19 protein-coding genes and 3 pseudogenes are annotated in these 23,366 nt (G+C 63.5%); 11 read left to right on the forward strand and 11 right to left on the reverse strand.

All coding sequences use genetic code 11. The features are described 5' to 3' along the window. Window positions 1–202: 202 nt before the first annotated feature. Both P9254_RS22265 and P9254_RS22270 read right to left on the reverse strand, forming a co-directional pair. A complete protein-coding gene (locus tag P9254_RS22265) occupies window positions 203–1,153 on the reverse strand; it encodes a DMT family transporter (protein ID WP_067327997.1) in 951 nt (316 codons plus the stop codon). A gap of 166 nt (window positions 1,154–1,319) precedes the next feature. After that, window positions 1,320–2,768: a helix-turn-helix domain-containing protein gene (locus P9254_RS22270; protein WP_095801100.1), complete on the reverse strand. Its 1,449-nt coding sequence runs from the start codon at window positions 2,766–2,768 to the stop codon at window positions 1,320–1,322. A gap of 249 nt (window positions 2,769–3,017) precedes the next feature. Here P9254_RS22270 and aceA point away from each other — a divergent pair, with 249 nt between their 5' ends. The 3 genes from aceA (at window position 3,018) to P9254_RS22285 (ending at window position 5,281) form a co-directional block, all read left to right on the forward strand. Then, on the forward strand, window positions 3,018–4,307 hold the full coding sequence (aceA, locus tag P9254_RS22275; protein ID WP_067327261.1) for an isocitrate lyase: 1,290 nt from the start codon (window positions 3,018–3,020) through the stop codon (window positions 4,305–4,307). Between the two features lie 52 nt (window positions 4,308–4,359). Continuing rightward, window positions 4,360–4,602 carry an SMc00767 family acetate metabolism repressor gene (locus tag P9254_RS22280; protein WP_066989302.1) on the forward strand — a complete coding sequence of 81 codons (243 nt, stop codon included), beginning with the start codon at window positions 4,360–4,362 and terminating at the stop codon, window positions 4,600–4,602. A 262-nt stretch (window positions 4,603–4,864) separates the two neighbouring features. Further along, a complete protein-coding gene (locus P9254_RS22285; RefSeq protein ID WP_164747267.1) occupies window positions 4,865–5,281 on the forward strand; it encodes a response regulator in 417 nt (138 codons plus the stop codon). Between the two features lie 13 nt (window positions 5,282–5,294). On the opposite strand, the gene P9254_RS22290 is transcribed toward P9254_RS22285, so the two are convergent. After that, entirely contained in the window at window positions 5,295–6,008 is a 714-nt protein-coding gene (locus P9254_RS22290) for an HAD family hydrolase (RefSeq protein WP_278055344.1), read from the reverse strand. 179 nt (window positions 6,009–6,187) lie between these two features. On the opposite strand from P9254_RS22290, the gene P9254_RS22295 reads away from it, so the two are divergent. The 3 genes and pseudogenes from P9254_RS22295 to P9254_RS22305 all read left to right on the forward strand — a co-directional run bounded on the left by P9254_RS22295 (window position 6,188) and on the right by P9254_RS22305 (window position 9,116). Further along, window positions 6,188–7,624, forward strand: a complete 1,437-nt coding sequence (locus P9254_RS22295) for a glutamine synthetase family protein (RefSeq protein WP_164763839.1) — start codon at window positions 6,188–6,190, stop codon at window positions 7,622–7,624. 128 nt (window positions 7,625–7,752) lie between these two features. After that, window positions 7,753–7,952, forward strand: a pseudogene (locus P9254_RS22300) (FAD-dependent oxidoreductase); the annotation flags it as partial. A 261-nt stretch (window positions 7,953–8,213) separates the two neighbouring features. Then, complete coding sequence (locus tag P9254_RS22305; protein WP_278055345.1) at window positions 8,214–9,116, forward strand: SH3 domain-containing protein; 903 nt, start codon at window positions 8,214–8,216, stop codon at window positions 9,114–9,116. A gap of 41 nt (window positions 9,117–9,157) precedes the next feature. Here the strand turns inward: P9254_RS22305 and P9254_RS22310 are convergent, their stop codons facing one another. Further along, complete coding sequence (locus P9254_RS22310) at window positions 9,158–9,904, reverse strand: SDR family oxidoreductase (protein ID WP_066989311.1); 747 nt, start codon at window positions 9,902–9,904, stop codon at window positions 9,158–9,160. A gap of 265 nt (window positions 9,905–10,169) precedes the next feature. Between P9254_RS22310 and zwf the strand changes: the two genes are divergently transcribed. The 3 genes from zwf to edd all read left to right on the forward strand — a co-directional run bounded on the left by zwf (window position 10,170) and on the right by edd (window position 14,226). Then, complete coding sequence (zwf, locus tag P9254_RS22315) at window positions 10,170–11,639, forward strand: glucose-6-phosphate dehydrogenase (RefSeq protein WP_095801102.1); 1,470 nt, start codon at window positions 10,170–10,172, stop codon at window positions 11,637–11,639. Continuing rightward, the gene (gene pgl / locus P9254_RS22320; RefSeq protein ID WP_278055347.1) at window positions 11,621–12,337 is read left to right on the forward strand and encodes a 6-phosphogluconolactonase; all 717 of its coding nucleotides are present in this window, start codon (window positions 11,621–11,623) and stop codon (window positions 12,335–12,337) included. Before zwf ends, pgl begins: the two co-directional genes overlap by 19 nt. A gap of 65 nt (window positions 12,338–12,402) precedes the next feature. Next, window positions 12,403–14,226: a phosphogluconate dehydratase gene (edd, locus tag P9254_RS22325; protein WP_278055349.1), complete on the forward strand. Its 1,824-nt coding sequence runs from the start codon at window positions 12,403–12,405 to the stop codon at window positions 14,224–14,226. Window positions 14,227–14,319: 93 nt separating this feature from the next. Here edd and P9254_RS22330 read toward each other — a convergent pair whose 3' ends face one another. Continuing rightward, window positions 14,320–15,216 carry a LysR family transcriptional regulator gene (locus P9254_RS22330; protein WP_278055351.1) on the reverse strand — a complete coding sequence of 299 codons (897 nt, stop codon included), beginning with the start codon at window positions 15,214–15,216 and terminating at the stop codon, window positions 14,320–14,322. 107 nt (window positions 15,217–15,323) lie between these two features. Between P9254_RS22330 and P9254_RS22335 the strand changes: the two genes are divergently transcribed. Next, window positions 15,324–16,328: an NADP-dependent oxidoreductase gene (locus P9254_RS22335; RefSeq protein WP_278055352.1), complete on the forward strand. Its 1,005-nt coding sequence runs from the start codon at window positions 15,324–15,326 to the stop codon at window positions 16,326–16,328. 51 nt (window positions 16,329–16,379) lie between these two features. Here P9254_RS22335 and P9254_RS22340 read toward each other — a convergent pair. From P9254_RS22340 to folD, 5 genes and pseudogenes are all read right to left on the reverse strand, one after another. Then, a pseudogene (locus P9254_RS22340) lies at window positions 16,380–16,505 on the reverse strand (transposase domain-containing protein); the annotation flags it as partial. Window positions 16,506–16,514: 9 nt separating this feature from the next. Next, window positions 16,515–16,721 (reverse strand): annotated as a pseudogene (locus P9254_RS22345) (transposase); the annotation flags it as partial. A gap of 115 nt (window positions 16,722–16,836) precedes the next feature. Continuing rightward, window positions 16,837–18,498 carry a vWA domain-containing protein gene (locus tag P9254_RS22350; protein WP_278055353.1) on the reverse strand — a complete coding sequence of 554 codons (1,662 nt, stop codon included), beginning with the start codon at window positions 18,496–18,498 and terminating at the stop codon, window positions 16,837–16,839. Window positions 18,499–18,584: 86 nt separating this feature from the next. Beyond that, complete coding sequence (locus P9254_RS22355; protein ID WP_278055354.1) at window positions 18,585–19,547, reverse strand: GlxA family transcriptional regulator; 963 nt, start codon at window positions 19,545–19,547, stop codon at window positions 18,585–18,587. A gap of 52 nt (window positions 19,548–19,599) precedes the next feature. Beyond that, window positions 19,600–20,499 carry a bifunctional methylenetetrahydrofolate dehydrogenase/methenyltetrahydrofolate cyclohydrolase FolD gene (folD, locus tag P9254_RS22360; protein WP_278055356.1) on the reverse strand — a complete coding sequence of 300 codons (900 nt, stop codon included), beginning with the start codon at window positions 20,497–20,499 and terminating at the stop codon, window positions 19,600–19,602. Between the two features lie 430 nt (window positions 20,500–20,929). On the opposite strand from folD, the gene proC reads away from it, so the two are divergent. Beyond that, window positions 20,930–21,745: a pyrroline-5-carboxylate reductase gene (gene proC, locus P9254_RS22365; protein ID WP_067327223.1), complete on the forward strand. Its 816-nt coding sequence runs from the start codon at window positions 20,930–20,932 to the stop codon at window positions 21,743–21,745. Here the strand turns inward: proC and P9254_RS22370 are convergent. Next, entirely contained in the window at window positions 21,720–23,060 is a 1,341-nt protein-coding gene (locus P9254_RS22370) for an NAD(P)H-dependent oxidoreductase (protein WP_095832237.1), read from the reverse strand. The genes proC and P9254_RS22370 overlap by 26 nt on opposite strands. Window positions 23,061–23,366: the final 306 nt, after the last annotated feature.

Consider the following 23,366-nt stretch of genomic DNA (forward strand, 5'->3'; position numbering starts at 1 on the left):
GCGCCGCCCTTGCCTCCTTTCCAGGAAGCTGTTCGGACGGCCTCAGCGGCGTTGGCCGCGGCGTAAGCAGAGATGTAACGATGCGGTCCGGCCTCGATGAGGCCGGCGGAGTCACTTGGCAAGATACGCCTGTCTTGTTGTTGCCGTAATTGCAGCCTGCCCGGCCCGCAGCGGAGTTGTCAATGGGGAAGACACGCGAGCATCAATTGGGAGACGGCAGCCCGGTGATGCCCGGCCGCTCGGGCCGGGTCTGCCGCTTGAACTCAAACGCAATATGAACAAGCAGCGCGGCGATGACGACCGCGCCGCCGATGATGGTGCGCCCCGACGGCACCTCGGAATGGACGAGCCACACCCAGATCGGACCGAGGATCGGCTCGAAAGTGCCGAGCAGCGCCGCGACGGCCGCGGGCACCAGGCGGGCGCCCATGGCGAAAAAAGCAAGACCGACGCCGAGATTGATGACGCCGAAGGCGAAGAGAAAGCCCATGTCGCGCCCGGAGACGGTGAATTCCGTGGCTTGCGAGGCAGCAAAAGCACCGGCGAGCAATGCGCCGAGGCAAGTGGCCGGCACCATGCGCACATGGGCAAAGCGCCGGGTGATCACGGTCGCGAACGACAACATCACCGCGATCAGCAGCGCCAGGCCATCGCCGATCGGCGAGACGGCGCCGTCAAGCGATTCCGAGACCATGATGGCCACGCCGGTGATGACGGCGGCAATGGCGACCCAGGTTCCTGGGGTCACGCGTTCGCGAAACAGCACCCAGGCGAGCATGGCCGCCAGAAGCGGGACACCGGCCTGCATCAACAAGATGTTGGCGACCGTCGTGTAGGCGAGCGCGACGATGAAGCTCGTGGAGGCGGTGGCGAAGCAGAGAGCGACGCCCAGCCCAGGCAGGCCCATGTCGCGGAACAATCTCCAGGTGCCGCGCCAGCCGTCGCGCCAGAGCATGAAGGCGACGAGGAAGCCCACCGCCCAGATCGAGCGCCAGAACACCACGGTCCAGCTGTCGCCGACATGGATGAAGCGAGCGATGGTGCCGCCAAAACTCCACATCAGCGCCGACAGGAAGACCAGCAGCATGCCGATCCGCTCCTCGCGCGGCGAGACGGCGGCCAAGGCAACGCGAGACGAGGCGGTATCGGTCATAGGCGAGACTGTCAGCGATTTGCCGGCGGCACGATCCACCACGGACGACCACACCATATCCCATTCGCGTAGCGCAAATGCTCGAGCCAGGCGTGATCCAGCATCCGCTGAAATGTAGGACAAAGCCGGCTTGCGGGCCGCCGAACCGCTGCGGCTGGCGGGGGTGCTACCCCTGGAAATCGAAGGCGCTGAGACCCGTCACCATCTCGTCGAGGCCAAGCGGCCGGGTCACCGGCGGCTCGGCGCGCGCCAGGCAGCCAACGCGCTCGCAGAGCCTGCAGGCCGGGCCGACCGGCGTTGCATATGCCGTGCTCTGCGCGGCCTTGGCGGCGGACGGTCCGGGCAGCGCCGCGCTGTAGACGATCTCGTCGCGAAAGCCGATGTCGCAGCCCAGCAGAAGCGCCGTGCGCCGCGGCCGCTCGGAGAAGGCGCCTTGCGGCCCTTCGAGCGTGCGGGCGATGCAGAGGAACTCGGCCCCGTCCGGCATTTCCACCGCCTCGACCAGGATCCGGCCCGGCTGCGAAAAGGCCGCATGGACAGGAAGCTTCGGACAGGCGCCGCCGAAACGGCTTTGCGGATAGCCCAGGCTGCCCGCCTTGCGGAAGCGGTTGCCGGCACTGTCGACCTCCAGCATGAAGAACGGTACGCCTGAGGCGCTCGGCCGCTGCAGCATGGTCAGGCGGTTTGCCGCCTGCTCGAAGGAGACGCCGAAGCGCGAACGCAAGACGTCGATGTCGTAGCGGGCGCGGACGGCCGCTGCATGAAAGGCGTGATAGGGCATCATCAGCGCGTGCGCCGCATAGCGGCCGAGCTCGAAACGGGCTAAGCGGCGCGCTTCGTCCGTGCCGAGCTTCAACGTCTGGATCTCGCCCGCCACGGCCACCGTCATGCGCATCAGGCTCGCCTCCATGGCGACCTCGCGCAGCTGATCGAAGGGGGAGAGCCGCTCTGACAGGAACAGGCGTTGCGAATGGCGATCGTAGCGCCTGCGCCAGTTCGGCATGGTGGCCACCGGCAGCACCTTGACCACGATGCCGTGCTCGCGCCTTAGCCACGCCTTCAGCGTGCCGAACAGGTCGTCGCCTGGATCGAGCAGCGAAATGAAGGCCTCGGCTTCCTCCTCCAGCGCGGCGAAATGGTTCGGCCTGCGCTCGAAAGTCTCGTGCACTTCGTCGACAGGCAGGCGCGTGCCGGACAATGCGGTCGCCCTGCCCTCCCGCGCCAGGAGTTCATTGAGATCCGACAGCCGATCGGCCTGCTCGCGATAGGCGCGAAACAATTTCACCATCGCGGCGGAAGCGTTCGGCGCGATCTCGGCGAGGTCGATCAGTTCCTGGTCGCCCGGCAGTTCGCCGGCCAGCAGCGGATCGCCGAACACTTCCTTCAGCGCCGCGATCGATCCTTTGGTCTCGCCCTGCAATTCGTGCGGGTCGATCTTGTAGGCCGACGCCAGCTTGAGGATCAGCTGCACCGTCAGCGGCCGCTGGTTGCGCTCGATGAGATTGAGGTAGGACGGCGAGATGCCCAGGCCTTCGGCCATCGCCGTCTGGGTCAGGCCCTTGGCGTTGCGAAGCCGGCGGATGCGCGGCCCGGCGAAAATCTTCTGCTCGGCCAATCGGCTACCTTGAAAAGAGTTTTACATAACGGCGCGCCGTCGCGGGCTCATCCAGCTTTTTACAATCATGACAGATTTACAGCCCCGACCTGTCAAACGCAACACCAGTTTTCCCGTATTTTAGCGGGCAAGCTCCGGTTTTTCTGGCGACTTTTGCGGCGCAATGTAAACAATGTAACACGTGAACGGCCCACAGATACGTCCCTCAAACGGGCCATCTAAACAAGCAAGACTGACCTGGAGCAATCGATGACTGATTTTTACAACCTCGTCCCGTCCGCGCCGGAGGGCCGTTTCGACGGCATCGAACGGCCCTACTCGGCGGAGGACGTGAAGCGGCTGCGCGGCTCGGTCCAGATTCGCCATACGCTTGCGGAGATGGGCGCGAGCAGGCTGTGGAAGCTGATCCACGAGGAAGATTTCGTCAATGCGCTCGGCGCCATGTCGGGCAACCAGGCCATGCAGCAGGTCAGGGCGGGCTTGAAGGCGATCTATCTGTCGGGCTGGCAGGTCGCGGCCGACGCCAACACCGCGTCGGCCATGTATCCGGACCAGTCGCTTTATCCGGCGAATGCGGCGCCGGAGCTGGTCAAGCGCATCAACCGCACGCTGCAGCGCGCCGACCAGATCGAGACATCCGAAGGCAAGGGTCTTTCGGTCGAGACCTGGTTCGCGCCCATCGTCGCCGACGCCGAAGCCGGCTTTGGCGGGCCGCTCAACGCGTTCGAGATCATGAAGGCCTTCATCGAGGCCGGTGCCGCTGGCGTCCACTATGAGGACCAGTTGGCGTCGGAGAAGAAGTGCGGCCATCTCGGCGGCAAGGTGCTGATCCCGACCGCAGCGCATATCCGCAACCTCAATGCGGCCCGGCTTGCAGCGGACGTGATGGGCACGCCGACGCTGGTGGTGGCGCGCACCGACGCGGAAGCCGCCAAGCTGCTCACCTCCGACATCGACGAGCGCGACCGGCCTTTCGTCGACTATGACGCCGGCCGCACGGTCGAGGGCTTCTATCACGTCAGGAACGGCATCGAGCCCTGCATCGCGCGCGCCGTCGCCTACGCGCCGCATGCGGACCTGATCTGGTGCGAAACCTCGAAGCCGGATCTTCAGCAGGCAAGGAAGTTCGCTGAAGGGGTGCACAAGCACCACCCGGGCAAGCTGCTCGCCTATAATTGCTCGCCGTCGTTCAATTGGAAGAAGAACCTGGACGACGCGACCATCGCGAAGTTCCAGAAGGAACTCGGCGCCATGGGCTACAAATTCCAGTTCATCACACTGGCCGGGTTCCACCAGCTGAACTTCGGCATGTTCGAACTGGCCCGCGGCTACAAGGAGCGCCAGATGGCGGCCTATTCGGAACTGCAGGAGGCGGAATTCGCGGCGGAGGTCCATGGCTATACCGCGACCAAGCATCAGCGCGAAGTCGGCACCGGCTATTTCGATGCCGTTTCGATGGCGATCTCCGGCGGCCAGTCTTCGACCACCGCCATGCATGAGTCGACCGAGCACGCCCAGTTCAGGCCGGCGGCCGAGTAATGACAACACCAGAGGAAACGCCCGAAGGGCACTTACGTCGAGGAGAACAGCAATGGCATCGATAAGCCGGGTCAAGGAACGGGCCGAAGAACAATCAAGCGCGATGAGCGTCGATCAGCAGGCGACGATCCGCATGCTTGCCAACGACCTGCACAGGCTCAACCAGTCTGTGATGAAGGCGGTCGAAGCAGGTGTGTCCGTCGAGCTGGTGCGCTCTGCCAGGCACCATGGCGGAGACGGCAACTGGGGTGATCTTTTGATCCCAGTGATCGTCACCCATCAGAACCAAGGCTGACGTAACGTCAACAATCACTCGCGAGTGTCTCCCGTGTGCTATACGTTCCGGGGGACGTTCGTTTTTTCGAATTGTGGCCGTGGCGCTGGGGAGAACTTGCGCCGGATTTTAGCAATTCTTCCTATATTATCATTTTCCACTATTTTTGCTTGACACCGCTGGCGATCTCGCGCCAATTGCGCGCTTAAGGTTTCAACCCTGCATTGAACCAGAGCCTCCGCCATACATGTGTCCCGCCAATCGTGACGACTCTGAAAAACCAATGAAACCGGCGGACCGTGGCGCGGCGGCCCGGCTGCCGGCGGATATCTCCAAGGTGCTGGTGGTCGGCAAATCGTCGATCAACCGGGTCGTCGTATCGAAAATCGTGGAAAAGTCCGGGCTGAAGCCGATTTCGGAGCCACCGGAGGCGGCCGAGAAAGCTTTGGCCGGCCTGGTTCCCGGCGCAATCATACTCGATGGCGGACCCGACGACAGGGATTGCGACAGGTTGCTGTCCGGCATCGACGCGCTGCGGCGCGCTTCCGGCAAGGCGCGGCCCGCCGTGATCCTGCTTTCAACCAGGAATGGCACGCCGGACAGCCTCGGCCTGTCGAGCGTGGTCGACGCCGTGGTCGCCAAGCCGATCACGCCCGAAAGGCTGCAACCAGTAATCGATCGCCTGGTCGGCCGCGGCTAGGCAGAGGCGACGCTCAGCCGGGCTTCGCTATTGCCTCGACCAGTGCCGGCAACTCGCCGAGATCTGCGATCTCGCGAAAACGCGGCGCCGCGACAGGCGCCTCGGCGTGTTCGATCGCCCAGGTCAATTCGTGCGGCACATGGATGCCCCAGCCACCGGCCTCGATGGCGGGAACCACATCGGACTTGAGCGAGTTGCCAACCATCATGCTGTTCTGCGGACCGTCGCCATGGCGGCTGAAGATGCGGGCATAGGTGGCTGCGCTCTTGTCGCTGACGATCTCGACGGCATCGAAGAGATCACCCATTCCCGACTGCGCGAGCTTGCGCTCTTGATCGAAGAGGTCGCCCTTGGTGATCAGCACCAGATGGTAGGAGCCCGCCAGCTTTTCGACCGTCTCGCGGGCATGCGGCAGCGGCTCGATCGGATGGCTGAGCATCTCGCGGCCGGCAGCCAGGATTTCGCCGATGACCGAACCGGGCACCTCGCCGTTTGTGATCGCGACGGCCGTCTCGATCATCGACAGCGTAAAGCCCTTAATGCCGAAGCCATAGAGGGCGAGGTTGCGCCTTTCCGCTTCGAGCAGCCGTGCCGCGATGTGCTCATGATCGCCGTGCTCGGCCAGCAAGGCGGCAAAACGCTTCTCGGTCAGGCGGAAGAACTGCTCGTTCTGCCACAGCGTGTCGTCGGCATCGAAGCCGATGGTGGTCAAACGTGGAGTGGACATGTGCGACCCTTTGCTTACAGGCTCATCTAGACCCTGTGGCGCTGCGCCGCCAGCAAGAAGACAGGCACGCCGGTTCCTTTGGGCTGCGTCTCGGCTTGCCTGTGGCGACGCGGGCGCCTCCCCTTTCCTTCCGCCACGGCGCCCGGCTATACTTTGAAATCCGCAACACAATCTGGTGAATGATGCCGCCTGAAAAAAAGGAAGTCCGTCCGTCGAGCCGGGGGGGACGCGCCCGCACGCCTGCCTTCTTGAAAAACGAACGCGGTGTGAAGAATTGGAAGGAAGCCAGCGCCTGGCTGGAGTGGCGCGGCATCGAGGACATCGAGTGCATCACGCCGGACCAGGCCGGCGTCGCCCGCGGCAAGATGATGCCGTCGAAGAAATTCACCTCCAACACATCGCTGGCGTTGCCTTCAGCCGTGTTCATGACGACGATATCCGGGGGCTATCCGGAAGACGGCAATGGCTTCCACTATCCGGAGGACGACGGCGACCTGAAGCTCTTGCCCGATCTCTCGACACTGACCGTCGTGCCCTGGGAGGAAGATCCGACCGCCGCGGTGATCTGCGACCTCGTCCACCAGGATGGCCGCTCCGTCGAATTCACGCCGCGCAACGTGCTGAAGCGCGTGCTGGCCGCCTATGACGACCGGGGGCTGAAGCCGGTGGTGGCGCCCGAGATCGAATTCTATCTGGTACGCAAGAACCCCGATCCGGACTATCCGCTTACGCCGCCCGTCGGGCGCTCAGGGCGGCCGATCGGCGGCGGCGCCGGCTATTCGATCGCGGGCGTCAACGAGTTCGACGAACTGATAGACGACATCTACCATTTCTCGGAGCGGCAAGGCCTAGAGATCGATACGCTGATCCACGAGGAGGGCGCCGGCCAGCTCGAGATCAACCTGCGTCACGGCAATCCGATCGAGCTTGCCGACCAGGTCTTCATGTTCAAGCGCACGATCCGCGAGGCGGCGCTGAAGCACGAAATCTACGCCACCTTCATGGCCAAGCCGATCCAGGGGCAACCTGGCTCGGCCATGCATATCCACCAGTCGGTGGTCGACAAGAAGACCGGCAAAAACATCTTCTCGGCCGAGGACGGCGCCGAAACTGATGCGTTCTTCCATTTCATCGGCGGCATGCAGAAACACGTGCCGAACGCGCTAGTGATGCTTGCGCCTTACGTCAATTCCTATCGGCGGCTCACGCAGGCTGCGTCGGCGCCGGTCAACAACAAGTGGGGCTACGACAACCGCACGACGGCTTTCCGCGTGCCGCGTTCCGATCCAGCGGCGCGGCGCGTCGAAAATCGGATTCCGTCCTCGGACGCCAATCCCTATCTGGCGCTTGCCGCCTCGCTTGCCTGCGGGTTGATCGGCATGAACAACAAGGTCCAGGCCGAGCCGCCGGTGCTGACGACCGCCAACGAGGACGAGATCGACCTGCCGCGCAGCTTGCTCGAGGCCGTGGACCTTTTCGAGGCCGACAAGGAGCTTGGCGCCATTGTCGGCAAATCCTTCGCAGCCACGTATGCGGCCATCAAGCGAGCCGAGTTCGAGACATTCATGGAAGTGATCAGCCCTTGGGAGCGGGAGTATCTGTTGCTGAATGTGTGAGCGGCCACTTCGTCGAGTGAATGGGTGAATAGTGAATGGTGAGTAATTTCATATTGGATGGGTGAACGCAGCCAGAGCGCTCTAGCAAAGCATTCACTATTCACCATTCACCTGCGTTTCCGCATGCCTCGATGGGCGGGTATTCCGGCCACGGCATCATGCTGTCCAACTTCTTCGGCAAGCTCTACGCCGAGACGGTCGCGGGCAATCGCGACCGCTGAAGCTGATCGAGTATCTGAAGATTCCCGCCTTCCCGGACAGCTGTTGTTTACGCGCACCGCTGCTGTTTCTGGCGCTCAACTGGTTCGCACTGCGCCGCAGGATCTGAAGCCGGAACATGTGCAGAAGCTGTTAATTCGACAAGTCCGCTTCCCTAACGGCACGTTGCGGAATCCTTAACAAACGCGCAGAATTTCGCAAAAAGGCGCACTGATGCCATAATCGGCGGTAAAAGATGCCGGTTCTGGGCGATAAGACGGGGATTTGCGCGGGCCTGCCCGCTGGAAATTTCGGGACCGATGCCGATCAGCCGCCAATGGTTTGCGGCAAGATCGAAAGAACGTCGGCCCGGTTGTTGGAGGTGGTTTAGGTGAACGAGCCCTTCAGTTTCGGTGCGCCGGAACGACGGCACTTTGCCGTGCGGTTCGGCTATGACATGCGGCCCTCGTTCTGGCAGGGCCTGCAGTCGAACGCGCATCTGGTGATCGCGGCCGTCGGCACCGCGGCGCTGCTTGGCGTAGCGGCGGTGGCGCTTTGGCTGGCCTTGCCGGCCAATGAGCGGCAGGCGATCGCGAAAACGGAGCAGACCGTCCCCGCGATCCCGGTCAAGACGAAGAAAATCGCTCCGACGGTATCGAGCGCTGTCAGTGTCGCCGCCGCGCCGCAAGCCGCGCGCAAGGCCGATGCGGTTTCGCCCATGACTGCATCCCGAGAAGCCGCCATCCCGGCACTGGCTTCCAACAATCCCCGCTGGAACGGCACGGTTGGTGAGCCTGCGCCCGCGGCGGATGCTCCGCCGGCCTCATCCGCTCAGGCCGCAGAGAAGCCGGCGACGCAGAACGACGAACCGGCCGTTGCCGCCTTCGCCGAATCCGCGTCCGGAAACGATGCTTCGGCCGCTCTGGCTGAGGTCGCGGCGCCTGCGCCGGCGGCTGCCCAAGCGGCAGGCGCAAAAAAGCCTGACGACAAAATGGATGCGGCCCAGACCGCCGCCATCCCGGACGCGAAGCCCCAGGTTGCCGAGGCTCAGCCGGCGGCACCCGACGATGCGGCCCAGGACGAGCCGAAGCCCGAAAACGCCGGCACTGGCACCAATGGACGCGTCCTGAGGGCTGTTACCATGCGTTCCGGCCCGAAGAACGGCGCCGCCGCGATCGTCACTGTGCCTGCCAAGTCAGCTGTGCAGGTGATGAGCTGCAAAAAATGGTGCGAGATCGTCTATAACGGCAAACGCGGCTGGATCTACAAGAGCTTCGTCAAGACCGGCGCCTGATCTGGACGCTCTTGGCGGCCTGCAGCCGCCGCGACCTCGGTTCAGATGCAGCGCCCGCCGTCGACTTCCAGCGCCACGCCGGTGATCAAGGCCGCCTCGTCCGAAGCCAGCCAGAGGGCCGCGTTGGCGATGTCGAGCGGCGTCGACAGCCGGCCGAGCGGGATAGAGGCGCGGAATTTTTCACGGATCTCCGGCGTGTCGGCGCCCATGAACTTCTCCAGCATGCCGGTCTCGCCGGCGACCGGGCAGAGGCAATTGACGCGGATGTTCTTCGGGGCGAGTTCGACCGCCATCGACTTGGTGGCGGTGATCGCCCATCCCTTGGAGGCGTTGTACCAGGTGAGGCCCGGCCGCGGCCTGATGCCGGCTGTCGAAGCCGTGGTCAGTATGACGCCGCCGCCCTGCCGGTCCATGATCGGCACCACGGCAAGCGCGGCATGATAGATCGCCTTCATGTTGACAGCGGTGATCAGGTCGAAGGTTTGCTCGTCGACGCCGAGCATGTCGCCGTTGCGATGGGTGTAGCCGGCATTGTTGACCATGATGTCGACACGGCCGAAGGCGCTCTTGGCGGCATACACCATCTCGTCGAATTCGGAGCGTTGCGAGACGTCGGTCTGGGTCCAGATCGCGTTGTCGCCGATTTCCTTCGCCACGCGCGCTGCGCCCTTGGCATTGAGGTCGGCAACCACGACGCGCGCGCCTTCCTCGGCGAAGCGCTTCGCCATGCCCTCGCCGAAGCCCGACGCCGCGCCGGTGATGATGGCAACCTTGTTTTGCAGACGCATGGTTTTCCCCATCATTGAAGGGCCGGCGGTCGCCATTCTCCCTTAGCTTTCGTCACATTCAGGTTCTATGTTGCAGGCGCGAACGCTTCCGGAAAGCTGTTGCTTGCCGACAAGCCTCCCGGTGGCGCCAGTGTCAAGGCCGCATTTGGGCCCAATCGATTGTCCAGCGATTGGTCTCGGATGTGACACCATGACACTGGACGATTTAAATCGATTAGAATATATCAGCCCCGCTACCGGCTAGCGGCATCAAACCGGACTGACCATGACCAGCCAGATCATCCCTGTCGAGCCTTTCGACTTCATCATCTTCGGCGGTACCGGCGACCTGTCGGAGCGCAAGCTTCTGCCCTCGCTCTACCACCGCCAGCGCGACCACCAATTTTCGGAGCCGACGCGCATCATCGGCACGTCGCGCGCGAAGATGAGCGATGCCGAGTTCCAGACCTTCGCCAAGAAAGCGATATCGGACCATGTGAATCCGGCCGACATCGAGCCGAAGGAACTGGACACATTTCTTGCTCGGCTTTCCTATGTCTCGGCGGACGCCACCTCCGGCGTCGGCTTCGACAAGCTCAAGAAGGCCATCGGCGACAGCGACCGCATCCGCGCCTTCTACCTTGCGGTGGCGCCGGCGCTGTTCGGCGACATCTCGCATCAGCTCAAGGAACACAAGCTGATCACCCCGAACTCGCGCATCGTGCTGGAGAAGCCGATCGGCCGTGACCTCGCCTCGGCACGAGCGCTCAACGACGCCGTGGGTGACGATTTCCACGAAAGCCAGATCTTCCGCATCGATCACTATCTCGGCAAGGAAACGGTGCAGAACCTGATGGCGCTGCGCTTTGCCAACGCGCTTTATGAGCCGCTGTGGAACTCCGCCCATATCGATCATGTGCAGATCACCGTGGCCGAGACCGTGGGTCTCGAGGACCGCGTCACCTACTACGACAAAGCCGGCGCGCTGCGAGACATGGTGCAGAACCACATCCTGCAGCTGCTTTGCCTGGTTGCCATGGAAACACCGTCCTCGATGGACGCGGACGCCGTGCGCGACGAGAAGCTGAAGGTGCTGCGGGCGCTGAAGCGCATCAACGGCAACGAGGCGCCGAAACACACGGTGCGCGGCCAGTATCGCGCCGGCGCCTCCGCCGGCGGGCCGGTCAAGGGTTATGTGGAGGAACTCGGCAAGGACAGCAACACCGAGACCTTCGTCGCCCTCAAAGCCGAGATCGGCAACTGGCGCTGGGCCGGCGTTCCTTTCTATCTCAGGACCGGCAAGCGGCTGGCGACCCGCGTTTCGGAAATCGTCATCGAATTCAAGCCGATCCCCTATTCCATCTTCGGCGACAGCGCCGGGCCGATCTTCGCCAACCAGCTGGTGATCAGGCTGCAGCCGGACGAAGGCGTCAAGCAGTACATCATGATCAAGGATCCGGGGCCGGGCGGCATGCGGCTGCGCCAGATCTCGCTCGACATGAGCTTCGCGCAGTCCTTCCACAGCCGCGCGCCGGACGCCTACGAGCGGCTGATCATGGATGTGGTGCGCGGCAACCAGACGCTGTTCATGCGTCGCGACGAGGTCGAGGCGGCCTGGAAGTGGATCGATCCCATCCAGAACGCCTGGGAAAGCGCTAGGCAGGAAGCGCAGGGCTATACGGCCGGCACCTGGGGTCCGTCGGCCTCCATCGCGCTCATCGAACGTGACGGACGGACATGGCACGAGAGCAATTGAGCGGGGCCGCTTACGCCTGGAACGGCTTTGCCGACCGCCAGCAGCTGGCGGCGGCCCTTGCCGGCCACGTCGCCGCCCGCCTGACCAAGGCGATCACCGACCGCGGCACCGCATTCCTCGCCGTATCCGGCGGCACGACGCCGGCAAAGTTTTTCGCCGCGCTCTCTTTAATCCCGATCGCCTGGGACAAGGTCACCGTGACGCTGGTCGACGAACGTTTCGTGCCGCCCTCCTCGCCGCGCTCGAATGCCGGGCTGGTGGCGGCCAACCTGCTCCAGAACAAGGCAGCGGCAGCGCGCTTCGTGCCGCTCTACCATGAGGCGGCGACCATCGAGGACGCAGCGGCGTCGGACAGCGAGGCCCTGCAATCATTGCCCTGGCCTCTGGATGTGGTGGTGCTTGGTATGGGTGCCGACGGGCACACGGCCTCCTTCTTTCCCGATGCCCGCAATCTCGCCGAGCTCATCGACCCGTCCTCCCCGCGCATCGTGCTGCCCGTGCATGCGCAAAGCGCCGGCGAGCCGCGGCTGACACTGTCGATGGCGCGGATCGTTGCCGCCGGTTTCATCGCGCTCCACATCGAGGGAGAGGATAAGCGCATCGCCTTCGACGGCGCGATGGGAGCGGGCATGAAAAAGCCCGTCCGCAACGTGCTCGAGGCGGCGCCGATACCGGTAGAGGTGTTCTGGGCACCCTGATTTCAGCAAAGGAACAGCCCCGGAGGCTGTGGGAGGACGTTTTCCGGGGCCCGAAAGGACCAGCCATGACAGCCAGACGCGACATCGAAGCCATCACGGAACGCATCCGCCAACGTTCGAAAGCCGACCGCGAAGCCTATCTCGGCCGCATCGCGGAGGCGTCGGGACGCGCCGCCAACCGCGCGGTGCTCTCCTGCGGCAACCTCGCCCACGGCTTTGCCGTCTGCAGCCCATCGGAGAAGGTCGCGCTCGGCGGCGATCGCGTGCCCAACCTCGGCATCATCACCTCCTACAACGACATGCTGTCGGCGCATCAGCCGTTCGAGACCTTTCCGGCGCTTATCAAGGCCGCGGCACGCGAAGCGGGCGGCATCGCCCAGGTCGCCGGCGGCGTGCCGGCAATGTGCGACGGCGTCACGCAAGGCCAGCCAGGCATGGAACTGTCGCTGTTCTCGCGCGACGTGATCGCCATGGCAGCGGCGATCGGCCTTTCGCACAACATGTTCGACGCCGCCGTCTTCCTCGGCGTCTGCGACAAGATCGTGCCCGGGCTGGTGATCGCGGCGCTCACCTTCGGGCACCTGCCGGCGGTCTTCATCCCCGCCGGGCCGATGACGTCGGGCCTGCCGAACGACGAGAAGGCCAAGGTCCGGCAGCTCTACGCCGAGGGCAAGGCGGGCCGCGCCGAGCTGCTCGAGGCGGAGTCCAAATCCTATCACGGGCCGGGCACCTGCACCTTCTACGGCACCGCCAATTCCAACCAGATGTTGATGGAGATCATGGGCCTGCACACGCCCGGCGCCTCCTTCGTCAACCCGGGTACGCCGCTGCGCGACGCGCTGACCAGGGAGGCGGCGAAGCGCGCGCTGGCGATCACCGCGCTCGGCAATGCCTATACGCCGGTCGGGCGCATGATCGACGAGCGCTCGATCGTCAACGGCGTGGTCGGCCTGCACGCGACCGGCGGCTCGACCAACCACACCATCCACCTCATCGCCATGGCCGCGGCAGCCGGAATTTCGCTTACCTGGCAGGACATCTCCGACCTGTCGGAGGCCGTGCCGCTGCTCGCCCGCGTCTACCCGAACGGACTCGCCGACGTGAACCATTTCCACGCCGCCGGCGGGCTCGGCTTCCTGATCCGCGAGTTGCTCGACGAAGGCTTGCTGCACGAGGACGTGCAGACGGTCTGGGGCGAAGGCCTGCGGCCCTATGCTGTCGAGGCAAAGCTCGGCGCCGACGGCAGCGTCGTGCGTGAAGCGGCGCCGCTCGAGAGCGGCGACGAGAAGGTGCTGGCGCCGTTCAAGAAGGCGTTCCAGCCGACCGGCGGACTGAAGGTGCTTGCCGGCAACCTCGGCCATGCCGTGATCAAGACCTCTGCGGTCAAGCCCGAACGGCGCGTCATCGAGGCGCCGGCCAAGGTGTTCGACAGCCAGCAGGGGCTGAACGAAGCTTTCAAGTCGGGCACGCTGACCGGCGACTTCGTCGCCGTGATCCGCTTCCAGGGGCCGAAGGCCAACGGCATGCCGGAACTGCACAAGCTGACCACCGTGCTCGGCGTGCTGCAGGATCGCGGCCAGCGCGTCGCGCTGGTGACCGACGGGCGCATGTCGGGTGCTTCCGGCAAGGTGCCGGCGGCGATCCATGTGACGCCGGAAGCGGTCGAGGACGGGCCGATCGCCAGGATCCATGACGGCGACATCATTCGCCTCGACGCCGATGCAGGCACGCTGGAGGTGCTGGTGCCGGGAACGGAGTTCGCGCTGCGCCGCACGGCGGATGCCGACCTGATCGGCAACGAGTTCGGCTTCGGCCGCGAGCTGTTCGCCGGCTTTCGCCAACTGGTCGGCCGCGCCGACCACGGCGCCGCCGCCTTCGCAAATGCCTAACGTCAATCTGCTAAAAAAAGAGCGGCTCTGAGCCGCCGCTCGGAGCCGCCCTTTGTCGTAAGCGGTGTGCCATCGGCACCTAGACAAGAGGTCTCACGAGGTATTCTTGCCACTGAAGACCTCCGCCAAATAATCAATAAACACCCTGACTTTACGTGGGGTGTGACGTCGCTGAGCGTAGAAGGCGAAGATCGGTTGCTCCATGGGTTCATGATCCGGCAGCAGCCGCACGAGGCGGTTCTCCGCTATATCCTGGGCGACCATGAAATCGCCCAAGAGGGAGTACCCCCCTCCCGCTAGGCAGGCGTTTCTCACCGCTCGCGCTGAGTTCATTGTCAATTGCTGCGGCACTTCGAAGTCAATGACCTTTCCTTGATGCGAAAACTTATGAACGCGCCCCCATTCCCCGCTGACCTGAGTAACGGATGGGCACGCCCTGATCTCGTCCAAGGTCCTGGGTGTCCCATATTGCTGGCAAAACTGGGGTGTCGCGACGAACACGATCCTCTGCGTGAAAATCCTCTGCGCAATCAGGGATGAATCGTTCAACGGTCCTACCCGGATGGCGACATCGAAGTGCTCGCCAATGAGATCAACCAAACGATTGCCAAGGTCGATTGAGACATCGAGCTGCGGGAACCGTCGCACGAACTCAGGAACCGCTGGTGCCAGGCACTCATTACCAAACGCCGTTACGCAGGAGACGTGGAGTTGGCCGCGAGGGGTTTCGTGGCGTTCGCGTACTGCGCTCCGCATCTGATCAAGCTCCTCCAGGAGGCCGGTGCTCTTTTGCACGAACTCCATCCCGGCATCCGTCAGATTGATCTGCCTGGTGGTGCGGTTAAAGAGACGTACGCCGAGATCGGTCTCCAAGTCTGCCACAATGCGGCTTACCGAGGCAGCGGAAAGGCGCAAATCCCGGCTCGCAGAAGAGAAGCTGTTATGCCTGGCGACTGCCACGGCTACCTTCATGGCCTCGATCATATCCATCCGCCATTCTTCCGAAATTCAAAATAATGTCTCTCACCGTGCGCTCTTTAACACGGAAGCCGAAATCATGCATCAATGGGGCGAACGCTCAAATTGAGGAGACGGACATGTCCAAAAATCCTAGCTGGATACTTCGCAGCTACCCTTCCGCAATGCCCTCCGTCGAGAACTGGAGCCTGGAGGAGCGTTCAATTCCCGAGGCTGCGGATGGTGAGCTGCTGGTGAAAACTCTGTGGCTCTCCGTCGATCCCTATATGCGCGGTCGGATCAGCCCCGCGAAGAATTATGCTGCTGGTTTTAGAATTGGCGATCTAATGTGTGGCGGCGGAATTGGCGAGGTAATTACGTCTGAGTCTCCAGACTTCAAGCCAGGCGACCTCGTGATGAGCGATCATTTTGGTTGGCAGCCGTTCAGCGTGATCCCGGCCGCGTCAGCCAAGCCCGTGACGACAACCGACGCTCCGATTCAGGCCGTACTGAGCTATCTTGGCATGCCCGGTCTCACCGCCTACTTTGCCCTCCTCAAAACCGCAACTCCGAAGGTGGGGGAAACGGTGTTGATCTCTGCCGCTTCAGGAGCTGTGGGGCAGATTGCGGGACAGATCGCGCGGATCAAAGGGTTCGACCCAGTCGCTGTTGCGGGTTCGGACGAGAAGCTGGAATGGTGCAGGGAGCTTGGATATCGGACTGGAGTCAATCATCGACGCTCCGCTGATCTCGTGGCAGATGTCGCGACCGCATGCCCTAGCGGCGTCGATGTCTTTATCGACAACACCGCCGGGCCGATTCACGATGCAGCCATGTTAAACCTCAACATCTTTGGCAGGGTGGTGGTTGTCGGGACTATTGCCTTGGCCAACCGGTTTGACCAGCCTGATATCGGTGTCAGGCATCTCAGAAGGACACTAATCACCCGTGCGCGCATAGAAGGGTTCTTGCTCGACGACCACGAAGGAGAATACGAGACCGCGATTGCCGATCTGCTGTCATGGTACAAACAGGGACTGCTTCAGACACGGGAAGATGTTGCGGAAGGGATCGAGACCGTGCCCCACGCTTTCGTTCGGATGTTGAAGGGAGAGAACTTCGGCAAGCAACTGGTCAAGCTATGACGCTCTAACCAGGGTTGTCCGCTTCGGCCCGGCCCGATTTTTGTGCACGCGTTACTCAAGCGGATCGTTCCAAGGCAGCAGCTCATCGATCCGCCTCCGCTTGTGGCCGTTGACGATGGCGGTAAGCGTGGTGGTCAAGTAGGCCTGCGGGTCAACAGCATTGAGTTTGCAGATCTCCTCTGGCGCACGCAAAACTAGGTTGCCCTGCCGGGCCAGCGTTCGCCAGGACGACAGATGGTTGGCCTCCAGCCCGTGGCGCTCCGCTACTTCGTTCACCGTCACGCCCGGACGCAAGCCCTCCGAAACGATCTGTGCCTTGACCTCATCCGGCCATTGGCGATGCGCCTCACGTCGGCCCCGCCGTGTCGTGAGAACCTCCAATGTCGTGTCCATGGAGAAACTGCTTCTCGCTCATCCATGGAACCTTGATCACAGATCAGGCGTCAGCGGGCAACGTGGGGGGCAAAACAGCGGTTACCCTTTTTCGTTCGTTTGCGGACGGCGATGCCTACTGAACGGTGATCTCGCTCCGCTCACCGGCCTTGATCGTCACCGGCATTTCCTTGTCCTGGCCCTGATCGGACATGTGCCGCACGACGACATAGTCGCCGGCGGGGATAGTCTGTTGCCAGCTGTCGCCATAGGTCAGGCCGAGCGACTTGCGCTTGCCCTCAGCATCCTTCTTTGACGAGAACACCTCGATCGAATAGGCGCCGGGCGCCGACATTGCCAGCACGCCGGCGCCGAGAGCCACCTTCACATCCTGGTTGTCGCCGGCCTTGATGCTGAAGGGCTGTTCGACAACGGCGAGATCGAGCGTGGTTAGCGCGACATAGTCGTCCGGCGGCAGCCAGAACTTGCTGTCCGGACCGTAGGAGTGCTCCACGCTTTCACGCGAACCGTCGATCTTCTTCTTCGCCTTGACGATCTCGAAGCCGATGCCGGAATTGTCGGCCTTGTCGCCGCCGGCGGTGTAGTAGGCGTTAAGCACGGCATGGCCGACGCCGACCACGATATCCTTCTCGACCGTCTGTCCGGCGGCAAGCTGGATGGTTTCGGTCACCGTGCCGGCGCCGATCTGCACCGTCACCTTTTGCTCGCCGGCGGGCACGGTGGCCTTGGTGTCGCCATAGTGGGTCGTGCTGCCGCCCGGATAGGCGAAGTCGACACGCGCCTCGCCGCTGATCTCCGAGCCCTGGCTCGCATGCGGGTGGATAACCAAGGTTCCGGCGTTCAGCGTGAACAACGGGCTGTAGGTCTGGCCGGCTTCGATCTTGATCTTCTGCTCGCTCCTTGCCTCGTCGGCGCGACCGACGACAATGTAATCGCCCGGCTCGAGATTGATCTTGAGTTCGCCATACTCGGTCATGACCTGATCGCCGCGCGAGGCGTCGGACTTGGCCTTGTAGATCTCCCAGGCATTGCCGTCGGTGATGGCATCGCCGCCTTCAGCCATGACGACGCTCGGCATGAAGTTGAATTCAGGCTTGGCGGGTTCGGGTGCAGGCGCCGGCGCCGGGGCCGGAGCAGGCTCTGGCGCGGGCGCCGGCGCCGCGACGGTCTCGACCAGCGCTTGCTGCAATGCCTTCTCATCGGAGGCCTGGATGTATTTTCCGCCGGTGTTCTCGGCGAGGCAGGCGATCTGCCTGCCTTCGTCGGCGGTCAGGCCGAAGCCGACTACGTCGGCGGTGAAGTCGACGCCGGTCTCCTTCAGCTCCTTGCCGAGCGCGCACGGATCGCCACCGCAGGTCTCAAGACCGTCGGTGATGAGAACGACCGTGGCCTTGTCCTCGGTGTATTTCAGCGCTTCGGCGGCCTGCTTGACGGCCGCCGTCAGCGGCGTCTTGCCGAGGAATTTCATGCTGTCGGCGGCCGCCGAGATCGCGCTCGCCGAACCCGCCTGCGGCGGCACGATCAGCTCGATGTCCGCGCAGCTGCCTTTCTGGCGATGCCCGTAGGCCATGAAGCCGATCTCGTCGTCGCCCGGCACCGACTGCAGCACCGTGCGCAGCGATTCGCGCGCGATCTCGAGCTTCGGCTTGCCGTCTATCTGGGCCCACATGGAGCCGGATGCATCGAGAATGATGATGACCTTGTTGGCGGCAAAGCCAAAGGTGGTCATCGACAAAAGGAGGATCGCCGCAGCAACGCTCCGTGCCAGTCCCGCCATGAAAATCTCCTGAGTGAACCCCCGTCCGCGCCGGGAAAGCTATTTGAGCCGGGCTTTGCAGACAAGTCCGATGGCCGGCAAGTCGCTCAATAGGTGGTTCGGCGCTCTTCCGACGGCGGACGGCCGAACTGCAGCCGGTAGCTTTGCGCGAAATAGGAGTGGGAGGTGAAGCCGGTGGCGATCGCGACGTCGAGGATCGGCATATTGGTCTGGCGCAGCAATTCGCGCGCCCGCTCGAGCCTGAGCCGCATGTAGTAGCGGCCCGGCGTCACGTTGAGATGGCGCAGGAACAGGCGCTCGACCTGGCGCACCGACAGGCCCGCCGACTTGGCAAGCTGCACCGCCGACAAAGGCTCATCGAGATGGTCGGCCATCAGCTCAACGATACGTCTCAGCTTCTCCGACTTGCCGGTGAGGTCGCGCTCAGGTCCGACGCGCTGGCGGTCACCGGCCGAGCGGATGCGCTCGTGCTGGAACTGGTTGGCGACGCCATTGGCGAGGTTGGAGCCGAAATCGCCGCGCACGATCTCCAGCATCAGATCGATCGAGGTGGTGCCGCCGGCGCAGGTGTAGCGCTTGCGATCGATCTCGAAAACGTTGCCGGTGCAGTTGATGTCCGGAAAACGCTCCATGAAGCCGGCGCGGTTTTCCCAGTGGATAGTGCACCGGTAGCCGTCGAGCTGGCCGGCCTCGGCGAGCAGATAGGAGCCGACCGAGAGCGCGCCGAGCGCGTTGCCGCGGCGGCCCCAGCTGCGCAGCGCCGCCAGCACCTTGCTCTTGCCGGGGAACTCGGTGGTGAGCCCGACCGAGACGAACAGGATATCGACCGGCGGCATGTCGGCGACTGAATAGTCGATCTTGAGCGGAAGGCCGTTGGAAGCCATGACCGCGTCGCCATCCGCCGATATCGTCGTCCAGCCGTAATAATCGCGGCCGAGCAGACGGTTGGCCGAGCGGAAGCAATCGATCGCCGCCGCCAGCGAGAACATCGAAAACTTGTCGACCAGCAGGAAGCCGAACTGCCGCCCGCCCTGAACGGGATCGCTCATGACCGGCCGTTCAACAGGAGCAGTAAGATTCGGCAAGGATGCTGCTTTCCGATCAGAAGGACGGCCGCCTCAATCCAGCCGCGAGGTAGGCGGAAGCTACAGTGTTGGCCATCAGCATGGCAATGGTCATCGGTCCGACGCCGCCGGGGACCGGCGTGATGGCGCCGGCGACCCCGGCCGCTTCGGCATAGACCACGTCGCCGACCAGCCGCGACTTGCCTTCGCCCTTCTCCGGCGCCGGAATGCGGTTGATGCCGACATCGATAACGGTGGCGCCGGGCTTCACCCAATCACCCTTGATCATTTCGGGACGGCCGACGGCGGCGACCAGGATATCGGCGGTGCGCGCCAGCGCCGGCAGGTCCTTGGTACGGCTATGGGCAATGGTGACGGTGCAGTTGGCGGCGAGCAGCAGATTGGCCATCGGCTTTCCGACGATGTTGGAGCGGCCGACGACGACTGCATTGAGGCCGGAAAGGTCCTTGCCGCGCACGCGCTGGATCAACAGCATCGAGCCGGCGGGCGTGCAGGGCACGAACGCCGTCTCGAGCTCGCCGGTGCCGAGCTTGCCGACATTGATGAAGTGGAAGCCGTCGACATCCTTTTCCGGCGCGATCGTCTGGATGACCTTGCCGGCATCGATATGGCCGGGCAGCGGCAGTTGCACGAGGATGCCGTGGATCGACGGGTCGGCGTTGAGATCGCCGATGGTCTTCAACAGCTGCTCTTCGGTCGTCTCAGCCGGCAGCGTGTGCTGGAGCGAATGGAAGCCGCACTCCTTGGCCGTGCGCGACTTCGAGGCGACGTAGACCTGGCTTGCCGGATCCTCGCCCACGATCACCACCGCCAGACCGGGCCTGGTCGCGCCCTTGGCCGAAAGCTCGGCGGTCAGCGCCTTGACCTTCGATACCACGTCTGCGGCGACACTCTTCCCGTCGATCACTTCGGCCATCATTCACCTTCAACACTGTTGCGCGGCCACGCCTCGCACGCAGCCCTGATCCTCAATCCAGCAGTCGGCACGCGAACGCGGCGCGCAAGCGGTCAATGCCGCGCGGCATTTTCACGAAAATTCGACAGGCCAATCCCGTCAAAACGTCGTCGGATGCCGTAAACCCGAAACCGGCTGCTTTTATCGAAGGCCGCTTTTAGCGAAGACGGGGTGTTTTAGAAATAGCGGCGGCGCGAGCGGCTTTCGGTCAGAACGCGCACCGCCTCGCGGAATCGCCGGCAGGGCCGCAGCGTGCTTGGCCTACGACAAGTGTCGCTGCGACCTCTCTCGGCTCGCCGCCCCGACTGATCTGGCCGATCGATCTCCTTGAGACTGGACTTTTCCGCAACCGCGCGAGCGGCTAAGGAGAGCCCTCTTTGCGGAGGTTTCGATGACCATCAGGCTCGTTCTCGCCGGTTGCGGCAATATGGGTTACGCGATGCTCTCTGGCTGGCTGAAATCCGGCAAGCTCGAGCCGTCGGCGGTGTTCGTGGTCGAGCCCAATGCCGAGTTGCGCAGGCGAGCCGAACATCTTGGTTGCGGCGCCGCGGCCGACGCATCCGCAATTCCCGCCGATGCCATGCCCGATCTCGTCGTCATCGCCGTGAAACCGCAGGTCATCCGCGATGTGACGGCAAGCTACAAGCGCTTCGGCGACGGCAGGACCACCTTCGTCAGCATCGCCGCGGGCACGCCGGTCGCGACCTTCGCGGAGATCCTGGGCGGGCTCGCGCCGATCGTGCGCTGCATGCCGAACACGCCGGCGGCGATCGGCAAGGGCATGATGGTGGTGTTTTCCAACCCGCTCGTTCCCGACAATGTCAGGCGCTTCGTCGCCGAGCTGCTGTCGGCGAGCGGTGTCGTGACGACGATCGACGACGAGAGCCTGATGGACGCCGTGACCGCGGTCTCCGGTTCCGGCCCGGCCTATATTTTCCATTTCATCGAGGCGCTGACGGTCGCCGCCGAGAAGGCCGGCTTGCCGGCCGAGACAGCCAAGCTGCTCGCCCTGCAGACCGTCTATGGTGCAGCCTCGCTTGCCGCCGAAAGCGATGAGGAGCCGGGCGTGCTGCGCCAGCAGGTCACCAGCCCGAACGGCACGACCGCCGCAGCGCTTGCAGTGCTGATGGGCGAAGACCGGCTGACGAAGCTTTTGACCGACGCGGTGGAAGCGGCGCGGCTCAGATCGATAGAGCTGGGGAAGTAGTCCTCACGCCATACAGCATCTCGTCCTGCAGTTGGCGCAGGGCAAATAGCTTGGTCGTCTGGTCGGGCGTGGCGTTGTCGGCGGTCAGGAGTTCGCCCTTCCTGACCGGCTTCAGGACCTTGCCGCCTTCGAGCAGTCCGACCGGCACGGCACGGCTGGCGCGCGCCTCGGCGACCGTCATGGTCCAGGAGCGGTAGCAGGTCTCGCCGATGGCGTCGAAGATCTCGCCTGCGGCGAGGTCGCGCTTGGCGACCGCGCAGACCTCGGCCACCGGTTTAGGCAGCGGCACCATGTCGGGTTTGCCGTAGAGCATGATGCGGGCTGCGGTCAGCGGCACCTCCAGCGAGGTCAGGTGGTACGGCCTGAAGAAGCTGTAATAAGGGCCGTGGCCGACATGGAGATCGTCCATGCGCTCGACGACGCGCGGATGCGTCGCCTCAACGATGACGAAGACGCCAGGCGCCACGCCCTTGCCGATCGTGTAGTCGACGATACCCTTCTTCGACAGGATGCCGCCGTCCTCGCGCGGGATGAGCACCTTGGCCAGCTGATCACGGTCGGCTTTCGGACCGTGCATGCCCGGAACATCGGGCACCAGGCCGGTGGCGTTGGCGATGGCGCACATCTCGACCATGGTCTTGGAGCCGTCGACGAACTCGACCAACATGCGCGGGTTCATGTTCCGGCGCAGCGCTTCATCCCGATAATCGTCGGGAACGGCGTCGTGGTTGAGCGGGTTGTTCTTGCCCTTGCCGGCCGAGACGATGGTATAACCGAGCGCCGAGGCGAACTCGATCAGCTCCATGCAGCTCGACGGCTCATCGCCGGCGCCGACCGAATAGACGACGCCGAGCCGATCCGCCTGCTGCTTGAGGTAGCAGCCGATGGTCACGTCGGCCTCGACATTCATCATCACCAGATGCTTGCCATGCTGCATGGCCATCAGGTCGAAATCGGCGGCGACGCCGGGTTTACCGGTGGCATCGATGACGACGTCGATCAGCGGATTGGTGACCAGCATTTCATTCGAGGTGATGGCGATCCTGCCGCTTTCTATCGCCTGGCTTACCTTGGAGGCGGTCTCGGCTTCGGCAGCCATTGCATCGTCGCCATAGGCGATGCGGATCGCGTCGCGAGCCGTGTGCGGGCGGCGCGTGGAAATGGCCGCAATCGAAATGCCCGGCATCAGCATGCCCTGGGTCACCAGATCGGTGCCCATCTCGCCGGAACCGATGACGCCGATGCGCACGGGGCGGCCGTCGGCGGCGCGCCGGGCGAGATCGCGGGCAAGCCCGGTCAGGGCGACATTTGTCATACAAGAACGTCCATGCTTTGCTTCAGCCCGCAATACAGGGAACGATCCCCGTTTGCCAACAAAACCAGCCACCCATGGCAATTTCGTGCGCACGTCTTGCAGGACCGGCGCAGATTTCCCGCAGCAATCCGCAACCTTCAGGTGTTTCAAAGCCTTGGCCATGTCCGGAGGAAGGGCAGATGCCGCGGTTCATGCCAAGTGCCGATCTGACCGCCAAAGTTGGCACGGTGAGCGACGCCTCGGTCGATTCCTTTGTGCGGACTTACTGTTTATTTAGGGAAAATAGTGTTCGCGGTCGGTTTCAAC

It is taken from the genome of Mesorhizobium sp. WSM4983, assembly GCF_029625765.1.
Taxonomy (GTDB): Bacteria; Pseudomonadota; Alphaproteobacteria; order Rhizobiales; family Rhizobiaceae; genus Mesorhizobium.

What these genes read in the sequence shown, in the direction of transcription:
- P9254_RS22265 (WP_067327997.1), bottom strand. Translation starts at nt 1,153, where the DNA reads ATGACCGATACCGCCTCGTCTCGCGTTGCCTTGGCCGCCGTCTCGCCG.
- aceA (WP_067327261.1), top strand. Translation starts at nt 3,018, where the DNA reads ATGACTGATTTTTACAACCTCGTCCCGTCCGCGCCGGAGGGCCGTTTC.
- P9254_RS22280 (WP_066989302.1), top strand. Translation starts at nt 4,360, where the DNA reads ATGGCATCGATAAGCCGGGTCAAGGAACGGGCCGAAGAACAATCAAGC.
- P9254_RS22285 (WP_164747267.1), top strand. Translation starts at nt 4,865, where the DNA reads ATGAAACCGGCGGACCGTGGCGCGGCGGCCCGGCTGCCGGCGGATATC.
- P9254_RS22290 (WP_278055344.1), bottom strand. Translation starts at nt 6,008, where the DNA reads ATGTCCACTCCACGTTTGACCACCATCGGCTTCGATGCCGACGACACG.
- P9254_RS22295 (WP_164763839.1), top strand. Translation starts at nt 6,188, where the DNA reads ATGATGCCGCCTGAAAAAAAGGAAGTCCGTCCGTCGAGCCGGGGGGGA.
- P9254_RS22310 (WP_066989311.1), bottom strand. Translation starts at nt 9,904, where the DNA reads ATGCGTCTGCAAAACAAGGTTGCCATCATCACCGGCGCGGCGTCGGGC.
- zwf (WP_095801102.1), top strand. Translation starts at nt 10,170, where the DNA reads ATGACCAGCCAGATCATCCCTGTCGAGCCTTTCGACTTCATCATCTTC.
- pgl (WP_278055347.1), top strand. Translation starts at nt 11,621, where the DNA reads ATGGCACGAGAGCAATTGAGCGGGGCCGCTTACGCCTGGAACGGCTTT.
- edd (WP_278055349.1), top strand. Translation starts at nt 12,403, where the DNA reads ATGACAGCCAGACGCGACATCGAAGCCATCACGGAACGCATCCGCCAA.
- P9254_RS22330 (WP_278055351.1), bottom strand. Translation starts at nt 15,216, where the DNA reads ATGGATATGATCGAGGCCATGAAGGTAGCCGTGGCAGTCGCCAGGCAT.
- P9254_RS22335 (WP_278055352.1), top strand. Translation starts at nt 15,324, where the DNA reads ATGTCCAAAAATCCTAGCTGGATACTTCGCAGCTACCCTTCCGCAATG.
- P9254_RS22350 (WP_278055353.1), bottom strand. Translation starts at nt 18,498, where the DNA reads ATGGCGGGACTGGCACGGAGCGTTGCTGCGGCGATCCTCCTTTTGTCG.
- P9254_RS22355 (WP_278055354.1), bottom strand. Translation starts at nt 19,547, where the DNA reads ATGAGCGATCCCGTTCAGGGCGGGCGGCAGTTCGGCTTCCTGCTGGTC.
- folD (WP_278055356.1), bottom strand. Translation starts at nt 20,499, where the DNA reads ATGGCCGAAGTGATCGACGGGAAGAGTGTCGCCGCAGACGTGGTATCG.
- proC (WP_067327223.1), top strand. Translation starts at nt 20,930, where the DNA reads ATGACCATCAGGCTCGTTCTCGCCGGTTGCGGCAATATGGGTTACGCG.
- P9254_RS22370 (WP_095832237.1), bottom strand. Translation starts at nt 23,060, where the DNA reads ATGACAAATGTCGCCCTGACCGGGCTTGCCCGCGATCTCGCCCGGCGC.